This is a genomic window from Achromobacter sp. K91 (assembly GCF_003576205.1).
Taxonomy (GTDB): Bacteria; Pseudomonadota; Gammaproteobacteria; order Burkholderiales; family Burkholderiaceae_B; genus Achromobacter; species Achromobacter aegrifaciens.
On the sequence record NZ_QWFB01000038.1, the window covers coordinates 40,968 to 49,746 of the forward strand.

The window sequence follows — 8,779 nt, forward strand, 5'->3', positions numbered from 1 at the left end:
CGCGGCGCGCCGCGTCTTCCTGAGATCCCCATGTACTCACCCGCGATGGCCATGGCCTTCAGCCTCTTCCTGCTGTGCTTCATCACATGCACGCTCAGCGGCGTCGTGCTGTTCTTCAAGAGCAAGCAGATCAACGCCAAATTGAAGCACCCGTACCTGCAGCACCGTCAATTCAATCAGTATCCGCTTGCGATCCAGGCGTCCATCATGCTGGATTACTTTTTCCGCCTGATGTTTCCCGGCACGCGCTTCTGGCTGATCGGCAACGCCAACGACCTGCTCTCCCACGTCGATCCGAAGAAGACGCCGCTATCGCTGAAATGGCCGATCGTCGGCTTCTGGGGCTCGTGCTGGCTCGGCCTGATCGCCATGATCGTGCTCTGGATCATGCTGTTCCTGGGAGCTTGAACCCATGCAGATCAGAATCGAAGACTATCCCGGCAGCCTCGAGGCGGCCCGCTATCTGGTCGCCGCGCGCGAGTCCGGCATCGCCGGCCCGCGCCTGCCCGCCGACTGCCGTCCCCAATCGCTGAACCAGGCCTTCGCCGTGCAGCAACGCACCGCGCAGCTGCTGCTCGAGAAGCATCAGGACGACATCGGCGCCTGGAAGAGCGCCTTGCCCACGCCCGAGAAAAGCGTGGTCGCGCCGATCTATGCCTCGACCATCGCGTACGCCGAAGCCGGCCCTGTTGCGGCCCGGACCCAGACCGTGCGCATCGAACCCGAGATCGCGTTCGAAATTGCCCGGGATCTGCCCGCGCGCCCCGAGCCCTACACCGAGTCCGAAGTGGACGCGGCCATCGGCGGCGCGCGCCTGGCCTTGGAAGTACTGGGCTGCCGTTATGCGGCTCCGGAACATGCCAGCCTGCCGGAACTCCTGGCCGACCATATGTTCAACCAGGGGCTGGTACTGGGTCCGCGCATCGCATCCCCGCACGATGCCCCCGGCGCCTTGAGCATCACGCTGTCCGTGGACGGAGTTGAAACCGAGCAGCACGCGGGCATCCACCCGAACGATCGTCCTAAGGCCGGGCTCTACTGGCTGGCCAACTTCCTGCGCGAACAAGGTCTGGGACTACGCGCCCGCCAGCACGTCATCACCGGCTCCTATGCCGGCTTCCTGGACGTGCCCGCCAACCGCGATCTCGAACTCGCCTACGGCGACCTCGGCGTCCTGCGCCTGCACTTCAGCAAGCCCTAGCCCGGCCGCACACCGAACTTCCGTCCCCTGCCCGCCTGGTCCGCTCTTGCGGACTAGCGGGCCGCGGGCTGCGCGATCTCGATGGGCGCTGCGCCCGCCTCGATGATTTCCCCCACATCCAGACACAGGTCCTCGCGGTAGCGTCCCGCCAGCACCTGCACGCCCACCGGGCTCGCGCCTGCCTCGCTCATCGCGCTGCCCATCGCCACCGACAGGCCTGGCAACCCCATGAACGGCACGCCGATCTGCGTCATCTGCGCGCGCCAGATGCGCGCGTAGGCCGCATCGCCTTGCAGATCGAGCTTGTCAGGGAACGGCAGCTCGGCCGACACGGGCAGCAACAGCACGGGATACTCGGCGAAGAACAACTCCCACAGGCGCGTCAGCGTAGCCCGCCGCGTCAGCGTGGCGGAAAAACTCGCAAGGTCGGCCCCCGCCGCCTTGTCGCGCTGGCCAGCCAGCGCCACCAGAGCTCCGCGGTCGCCTTCTTTTTCCGCGGCTGCCACCATGGCGTCGTAGCCATCGGCCAGCCACATGCGGATCTGCAGGTCCGCCGCCTCCTGCATCGGCGGCACGGCATCCAGCGTATCCACCGTCCAGCCTGCCTCGCTGAGCCGGCGGGCGGCTTCCTGCAAGGCCTTGACCACGGCGGGCTGGGTGTCCATGCCGTCCGGATTCAGGCACAGCGCGGCCCGGCGCGGCGTCTCGGCCCCGACCAAGGGAGCGGGCACCCACCAAGGATCGCGCACATCCCGCGCCGCCAGCGCGGCCAGGCCCAGTCTTAGATCTGCGATGCTGCGCCCCAGCGGGCCGGACACCGCGGTCAACTGTCCCCCGATCGAGCGTTCCGGCAGCGCCGCGTTGTACGCCGCCACGCGCCCCAGCGACGGCCGCAGGCCATGCACGCCGCAGGCATAGGCCGGATAGCGGATGGAGCCGGCGATATCCGTGCCATGCGCCAGATGGCCGATGCCAGCCGCCACCGCGGCAGCCGCGCCGCCCGACGAGCCGCCGGGCGTCAGCGCCGGATTGCGCGGGTTCAAGGTATCGCCATGCAGCGCATTGCCGGTGAACCAGCGCAAGGAAAACGCGGGCGTGTTGGTGCGGCCCAGGATCACGGCGCCCGCGCGCAACAGATTGTCCACGACCGGGCTGTTCTCCGCCGCGATCAAATCCTTCTGCAGGTTCACGCCATTGGTCGTGGCGTAACCCGCCTGGTCCACGTTGATTTTCACGGTAACGGGCACGCCGGCCAAGGGCCCCGGGTCTTCGCCGCGCGCAAGCATCGCATCCACTTGCGCCGCTTGGGCCAGCACATCGTCCGGGCGGTGGTCCACCACGGCATTGATCGCGGGATTGACGGCATCCAGCCGGCCCAGCGCGCTTTGCGCGGCCTCGCGGGCGGACACCTCGCGCTTGCGGATGCGGGCGGCAAGCTCAACTGCGGACAAACGCCAAAGATCGGACACGCGCGACTCCTGAATCATGGTTGCATGGAAGATCAGGCAAACCTTAGCGCCTGCCGCGCCTGCCCACAAGCCGCCGCCGGCCCGGAACGCTACTCGTCCTCCTCGAAGACCTCGACTATCGCGTCGGCCACGGCGCGCACGCGCGCCGTGCGGTTCAGGTCGCCGTGCATCACCAACCACAAATCGTAGGGTTCGCTGCGCGTCGGCCAGATACGTACCAGCTCGGGATACCCCGGCGCCATGTGCGTGGGCACCTCGCCGATGCCCAGCCCGGCCGCGACCGCCTCGAGAATCATCAGGCCGGAGTTCAGCTCCACGCCGATGCGGCCGTTGCCCGTGGGCTCGCCGCAAAACGTGTCGGACCAGCCCGGCAGCACCGCTTGCTGGTACGTCACCAGCGTGTGCCCCGCGAACGCAGTGCCCGGCCGCGGCTCGCCATGCGCAGCCAGGTAGGCGCGCGAAGCGTACAGCCCGACCTCCTTGCGCGTCAGGTGCCGGTGTATCAAATCGGGGTTGTCCGGCTTGATGTTCCGTATCGCCAGGTCCGCCTCGCGGCGCGTCAGGTTGCTGATCTGGATGGCCGTGGACAGCACCACGCGGATGTCGGGGTGCTGGGCATGCACGCGCCGCACCGCTTCCATGATGTAGTAGCTGGCCACGGTTTCCGAGGTCGCCACGCGCACCACGCCGGACAGGCGATGATCCAGCCCCTGCATCTGGCGCTGCAATTGGTCCGCCGCCTGCTCCATGCGCTCCGCGGCCGCGAACGCCAGTTCGCCGGCCGCCGTGGGCACATATCCACTCGGCGTGCGCAGAAACAGCCGCGCGTCCAGCGAGGACTCCAGCGCCGCCAGCCTGCGCCCGGCGGTTGCCTGGTCGATCTGCAGCAGCGCGGCGGCGCCCCGCAGGGTTCCCACCCGGTAGATGGCCAGGAAGATCCTGGCGTTGTCCCAGTCCATCGCGTTCGCCCTAAGGATGCATTTTTGCATCACTATAAAGCAATTATTCGGCTTTTTTGCATCAAAACAGAGGTCTAAGCTTCAGTCCTCGACAGCCTCGCCACACCACCAGCCATGAGTTCCGCCTGCCCCAACCTCACCGCGCCCTCGCTGGCCGCCAAACCCGCCGCGGCCGGCCTGCTGCCGCTAGTCACGCTGGCCATCGGCTTCGTCATGGCGATGCTGGACGTCACCGTCGTCAACGTCGCCCTGCCCAGCATCGCAGTGCAGTTCACCGTTCCCCTGACGGATCTGGTCTGGATCGTGGACGGCTACACCCTCACTTTCGCGGCGCTGCTGCTGGTGGCAGGAGCGCTGGCCGACCGGTATGGCGCCAAGACGATCTACCTGGCCGGTTTGGGCGTCTTTACCCTGGCGTCCCTGCTCTGCGGCCTGGCGCCCAACGCGGACATGCTTATCCTGGCCCGCATGCTGCAGGGGCTGGGCGCGGCCCTGTTCATGCCGAGTTCCCTCAGCCTGCTGACCCATGCCTACGACGACGATCAGGTGCGCAACCGCATGCTGGCCGCCTGGTCCGCGATCGTGGCGGTGGCAGGCGCTGCCGGCCCGCTCCTGGGCGGCGTGCTGATCCACCAATTTGGCTGGCGCGGGATCTTCCTCATCAATATCCCGCTGGGATTGGCCGGATTGTGGCTGGCGCGACGCCGCATCCAGGCGGTTGCGCGCCGCCCGCGCGCCCTCAATCCGCTGAGCCACCTGCTGGGCGTGATCGCCTTGTCCTCGCTGTGCTTCGTGCTGATCCAGGGCAACGCCTACGGCTGGTCCTCCAACCTCATACTGGGCACGGTGGTCCTCTGCGCGGCCGCCGCCCTGCTGCTGGTGCGGCGCGAGCGCCGCCATGCCGACCCCATCATCCCGCGCGCCCTGTTCGCCACCGCGCAATTCGCGGCAGCCAACGGCGTCGGCTTTCTGATCAATCTGGCAGCCTACGGCCAGCTCTTCCTGCTCAGCCTGTTCCTGCAGCATGCACGCGGCGCGGACGCATTGGAGACCGGCCTGCAGCTGGTACCCATGCTGGCCGTGTTCTCCTTGGGCAATCTGTTGTCCAGCCGGGTATCGGCGCGCTGGAACGTGCCGGCGGCGCTGCTGGGCGGGGTATCGTTGGCCGCAGCCATGAGCGCCGCGGGAATCGTCATGTTCTCGCCGGACATGGCCTACTGGCCGTTCGCCGTCATCGTCGCAGTGGCCAATCTGGGCGTGGGCGTCGCCGTTCCCGCCATGACCAGCGTGGTCATGCAGGTCTCGGGCAAGAGCCACGCCAACAGCGCCGCCGCCGCCCTGAATGCCAACCGCCAATCCGGCGCGCTGGTAGGCGTCGCGCTGATGGGCACCATCCTGCATTTGCTGCCGCAATGGAGCGCCAGCCTGCCCGCGGCCTACATCGTCATCACCTCAGGCTATCTGCTCGCTGCCGTGCTTGCATGGCGCTACCTGCAACGCGCGCGCAATGCCTGAACGCGGGCAAGGCTGCGGCCTTCACAGGCCATGAAGGCCGCAGCGCTCAAACGTTCGCGGCGGGGAGTATCGCCACGCCGCGCCCCGCGAAAAATTCGTCGAAGACGGCCAGCGGCAATTCGACATCGGCCTGCGTGCCGGGCTCCCCCGAAGGATTGTGGAAGGTCACCGAGTCCGGCGTTGCGCGAGTCACCAGCACCAGGTGCCCGCCCTTCCTGGGCGGTTGCCGCTCGGGCCAGCGTATCCAGGGATGCACCGACGCCATGAAATAGGCGGCTTGGGACATCAATCCAGGCAGTTCGTCCGCGCGCAGATCGACATGCACGCGCGCCGCCAGGCCGAATGCCTCGTCCACGTAGCGCACGAACGGCGCGTAGATCATGCCCTTGATCTGTTCGCCTTCCACCGTATAGGCGCCGTAAGCCAAGCTGCCCCGCGCCAGCTCCAACGTCGGATACTGCCGCCCGTCGCGGGCCGCCAGCACCATTTTCAGGCAGGCCATGCCGCAGACGTGGCTGGCCCAGCGCGCGTACTCATCCACGTCGCGCGCGCCCGAGCCGCGCCAGGCCGGGTCATCGGCCAGGGCCAGCGTGCCCTGGATGATTTCGCTGGCCCGATGCGCCGACTCCCACTGGCAAAAATACGGCACGGCGGATCGGGAGGCTGGCGTCGCGTTCATGCAGGACTCCTGGATTCTGGAGGTCAAAGGGAGCCGCTATCTTGCCCGCGCGGCATGCGCGTGGCAACGGGCCGGCGTTTGCTTCACAATGCTCCTATCCGTGCTCACAGGAGACCCGCATGTCCAGCCCTGCCACGTCCAACCCGCCCGCCATCCGCCGCGTCGCCATCGTCGGCGCCGGCACCATAGGCGCCAGTTGGGCTGCGTTGTTCCTCGCCCGTGGCCTTGAGGTCGTCGTCAGCGATCCCGCCGCCGACGCCGAAACGCTGACGCGCGCCCGCGTACAGGCAGCATGGCCCGTGCTGGCGGAACTTGGACACGTGCTGCCCGGCGCCTCCGCTGATGCGCTGCGCTTCGAGCCTGACCTGGAGGCCGCGCTGGCCGGCGCGGACTTCGTGCAGGAAAACGCGCCCGAGCGCGAAGACTTCAAGACTGCCCTCTTTGCGCGCATGGACGCCGTGCTGCCGCCGCAGGTCATCGTCGCGTCCAGCTCCTCCGGCCTCATCATGAGCCGCCTGCAATCGCAGTGCCGCCATGCCTCGCGCTTCGTCATCGGGCATCCGTTCAATCCGCCGCACCTGATTCCGCTGGTCGAAGTGGTCGGCGGCGAACAAACCTCGGCCGACACCATCGATCGTTGCATCGCCTTCTACCGCAGCCTGGGCAAGTACCCCATCCGCTTGAACAAGGAAGTCCCCGGCCACATCGCCAACCGGCTGCAGGCTGCGCTATGGCGCGAAGCCATACACCTGGCGGCCGAAAACGTCGCCAGCGTGGCCGACATCGACGCCGCCGTGTCGCAAGGCCCGGGCCTGCGCTGGGCGCTGTTCGGCCCGCACATGACCTTCAACCTGGGCGGCGGCGCGGGCGGGCTGGCCAATTTCATGGACCACTTGCTGGGCCCAGTCCAGACCTGGTGGGACGATCTCGGCGCGCCGGAAGTCACCCCCGAACTGCAACAGCGCCTGATCGCGGGCGTCAACGCCGAAGCAGGCGAGCGCAGCATCGCCGACCTGGTCCAGGAGCGCGATGCGCAACTCACCGCACTGCTGAAAGCACTGCAGCGCTGAAACGGCGGCGGCCCGCAGCGGGCTGGAATGCGCCATATCCCTCAATACCGGCCGGCCACTGCGCCTGCCCTCTGCCATAGCAGGATTGCTCCATATGATTTCCGTAACACATGACAGCGCCCTTTCCCGCTACACCGCCACCGTCGATGGCGTCCTGTGCGTGCTCGACTACCAGTTGCAAGGCAGCACCATGGCAATCACGCACACCGGCGTGCCCAGCCAGGTGGGCGGACGCGGCATCGCCGCTGCGCTGACCAAATATGCGCTGGACGACGCCCGCGCCCGGGGTTGGAAAGTGCGGCCCTTGTGCTCCTACGCCGACGCCTACATTCGCCGCCACCCTGAGTACAGCGATCTGCTGGCCTGAACCCTGTCGGCATTTCGCACCGTGACCAAGCAATCCAAGCTCCCTTCCACAGCCTGTCCCTGCGGCGGTCCCAAGCCCTATTCCGAATGCTGCGAGCGCTGGCACGAAGGCCCGCAAGCCATGCAAGCGCCCACCGCCGAGGCGCTGATGCGCTCGCGCTACAGCGCCTTCGTGCTGGACAAGCTGCCCTATCTGTTGGCGACCTGGCACCCCAGCACCCGTCCCAGCGCGCTCGAGCCCAATCCGCCCGGCCTGAAATGGCTGGGTCTGGCGATCAAGCAGACACGCAGCCAAGACCCCGAGCACGCCACGGTGGAATTCGTCGCCCGCAGCCGCCAGGCCGGCCGCGCCCACCGCCTGCACGAACTCAGCCGCTTCGTGCGCGAAGACGGCCAGTGGTTCTATGTGGATGGCGACCTGTACTGATCCTGGTCCGGCAGTTCCGCACCAGGCCTAACAAACCCAGACATCAGAAAAGGCAGACATGAACCAGGATCCTCGCCACGCCGAAGCGCTATTTCACGCAGAACCTGTCGCGGCACTGCGCGCCGACCTTGCGCTCGCATTACGGGCCGCAGCCGCGCATGGTCTGGGCGAAGGCGTCTGCAATCACTTCAGCGTGGCCCTGCCCGGCGACTCGGAGCATTTCCTCCTCAATCCCCGCGGATTGATGTGGCATGAGGTGCAAGCGGACGACATCGTGCTGATCGATGCCCAAGGCAACAAGCTCGCCGGCCGGCATGCAGTCGAGCCCACGGCCATGTTCATCCATGCCGCCATCCACCGCATCGCCGGCAAGGCCTGTGTGCTGCACACGCACATGCCCTACGCCACGGCCTTGACCCTTACCTCGGATCGCGCGCTCGACACCACGCTGTCGCAAAACGCCATGCGCTTTCACGGCCGCCTGGCAATCGACCAACACTACAACGGCCTGGCGCTGGACGTCAGCGAAGGCGAACGCATCGCCCATGCGATGCAGGGCGCAGACGTGGTCTTCCTCGGCAACCATGGCGTCGTAGTCTGCGGGGAAAGACTGGACTATGCCTATGACGATCTGTTCTTCCTGGAGCGCGCCTGTACCGCCCAGGTGCTTGCGCAATCAACGGGACGCCCGCTGCTGCCGGTCAACCCTGACCTGGCGGCCAAGGTGGCCGCACAGGTCCAAGGCGAACGCCTGCAATCCGAACTGTTCTTCGCCGCTTTGCGACGCCAACTGCCTTAGCCGCTCTTGAGCGGCTTTACCGCTTTGGCTCAAAAGCTTTTACCTGAGCGCCGCAAAAACAAAACCCCTCGCAGGATATTCCTGCGAGGGGTTTTTCATTGGAATTGCGGCTGGTGGTATCGCACGAAAGATCCCGAGCGCAATACATTCGGTCGCCACAAAGACAAAACCCCACAGGGGTTACCTGTGGGGTTCTGCGGAATAAAAGCTTGACGATGACCTACTTTCACAGACGTCCGTCCACTATCATCGGCGCAAAGTCGTTTCACTGTCCTGTTCGGGATGGGAAGGAGT

The 8,779-nt window shown here is 66.6% G+C and carries 10 protein-coding genes; 7 read left to right on the plus strand and 3 right to left on the minus strand.

Annotated features, from left to right (window positions below; all coding sequences use genetic code 11):
* Nucleotides 1-30: 30 nt before the first annotated feature.
* Both DXK93_RS20855 and DXK93_RS20860 read left to right on the plus strand, forming a co-directional pair.
* The gene (locus DXK93_RS20855; protein WP_175161796.1) at nucleotides 31-408 is read left to right on the plus strand and encodes a hypothetical protein; all 378 of its coding nucleotides are present in this window, start codon (nucleotides 31-33) and stop codon (nucleotides 406-408) included.
* Nucleotides 409-412: 4 nt separating this feature from the next.
* Nucleotides 413-1,201 carry a 2-keto-4-pentenoate hydratase gene (locus DXK93_RS20860; RefSeq protein ID WP_119451012.1) on the plus strand — a complete coding sequence of 263 codons (789 nt, stop codon included), beginning with the start codon at nucleotides 413-415 and terminating at the stop codon, nucleotides 1,199-1,201.
* A 53-nt stretch (nucleotides 1,202-1,254) separates the two neighbouring features.
* Here DXK93_RS20860 and DXK93_RS20865 read toward each other — a convergent pair whose 3' ends face one another.
* On the minus strand, nucleotides 1,255-2,670 hold the full coding sequence (locus DXK93_RS20865) for an amidase family protein (protein WP_119451016.1): 1,416 nt from the start codon (nucleotides 2,668-2,670) through the stop codon (nucleotides 1,255-1,257).
* An 89-nt stretch (nucleotides 2,671-2,759) separates the two neighbouring features.
* Nucleotides 2,760-3,629, minus strand: coding sequence for a LysR family transcriptional regulator (locus DXK93_RS20870; protein WP_054451197.1), 870 nt, complete (start codon nucleotides 3,627-3,629; stop codon nucleotides 2,760-2,762).
* 114 nt (nucleotides 3,630-3,743) lie between these two features.
* Between DXK93_RS20870 and DXK93_RS20875 the strand changes: the two genes are divergently transcribed.
* A complete protein-coding gene (locus DXK93_RS20875) occupies nucleotides 3,744-5,144 on the plus strand; it encodes an MFS transporter (protein WP_119451013.1) in 1,401 nt (466 codons plus the stop codon).
* Between the two features lie 46 nt (nucleotides 5,145-5,190).
* Here the strand turns inward: DXK93_RS20875 and DXK93_RS20880 are convergent, their stop codons facing one another.
* Entirely contained in the window at nucleotides 5,191-5,823 is a 633-nt protein-coding gene (locus DXK93_RS20880; protein WP_054451195.1) for a hypothetical protein, read from the minus strand.
* A gap of 119 nt (nucleotides 5,824-5,942) precedes the next feature.
* Between DXK93_RS20880 and DXK93_RS20885 the strand changes: the two genes are divergently transcribed.
* From DXK93_RS20885 to DXK93_RS20900, 4 genes are all read left to right on the plus strand, one after another.
* Nucleotides 5,943-6,893 carry a 3-hydroxyacyl-CoA dehydrogenase NAD-binding domain-containing protein gene (locus DXK93_RS20885; protein ID WP_054451194.1) on the plus strand — a complete coding sequence of 317 codons (951 nt, stop codon included), beginning with the start codon at nucleotides 5,943-5,945 and terminating at the stop codon, nucleotides 6,891-6,893.
* Between the two features lie 94 nt (nucleotides 6,894-6,987).
* Nucleotides 6,988-7,260, plus strand: coding sequence for a GNAT family N-acetyltransferase (locus DXK93_RS20890; RefSeq protein WP_054451193.1), 273 nt, complete (start codon nucleotides 6,988-6,990; stop codon nucleotides 7,258-7,260).
* A 21-nt stretch (nucleotides 7,261-7,281) separates the two neighbouring features.
* Nucleotides 7,282-7,686, plus strand: a complete 405-nt coding sequence (locus DXK93_RS20895; protein WP_119451014.1) for a YchJ family protein — start codon at nucleotides 7,282-7,284, stop codon at nucleotides 7,684-7,686.
* Nucleotides 7,687-7,744: 58 nt separating this feature from the next.
* Nucleotides 7,745-8,485, plus strand: coding sequence for an aldolase (locus DXK93_RS20900; protein WP_054451191.1), 741 nt, complete (start codon nucleotides 7,745-7,747; stop codon nucleotides 8,483-8,485).
* Nucleotides 8,486-8,779: the final 294 nt, after the last annotated feature.

Coding starts and splice junctions, on each gene's coding strand:
- DXK93_RS20855 (WP_175161796.1), top strand. CDS start 31: ATGTACTCACCCGCGATGGCCATGGCCTTCAGCCTCTTCCTGCTGTGC.
- DXK93_RS20860 (WP_119451012.1), top strand. CDS start 413: ATGCAGATCAGAATCGAAGACTATCCCGGCAGCCTCGAGGCGGCCCGC.
- DXK93_RS20870 (WP_054451197.1), bottom strand. CDS start 3,629: ATGGACTGGGACAACGCCAGGATCTTCCTGGCCATCTACCGGGTGGGA.
- DXK93_RS20875 (WP_119451013.1), top strand. CDS start 3,744: ATGAGTTCCGCCTGCCCCAACCTCACCGCGCCCTCGCTGGCCGCCAAA.
- DXK93_RS20880 (WP_054451195.1), bottom strand. CDS start 5,823: ATGAACGCGACGCCAGCCTCCCGATCCGCCGTGCCGTATTTTTGCCAG.
- DXK93_RS20885 (WP_054451194.1), top strand. CDS start 5,943: ATGTCCAGCCCTGCCACGTCCAACCCGCCCGCCATCCGCCGCGTCGCC.
- DXK93_RS20890 (WP_054451193.1), top strand. CDS start 6,988: ATGATTTCCGTAACACATGACAGCGCCCTTTCCCGCTACACCGCCACC.
- DXK93_RS20900 (WP_054451191.1), top strand. CDS start 7,745: ATGAACCAGGATCCTCGCCACGCCGAAGCGCTATTTCACGCAGAACCT.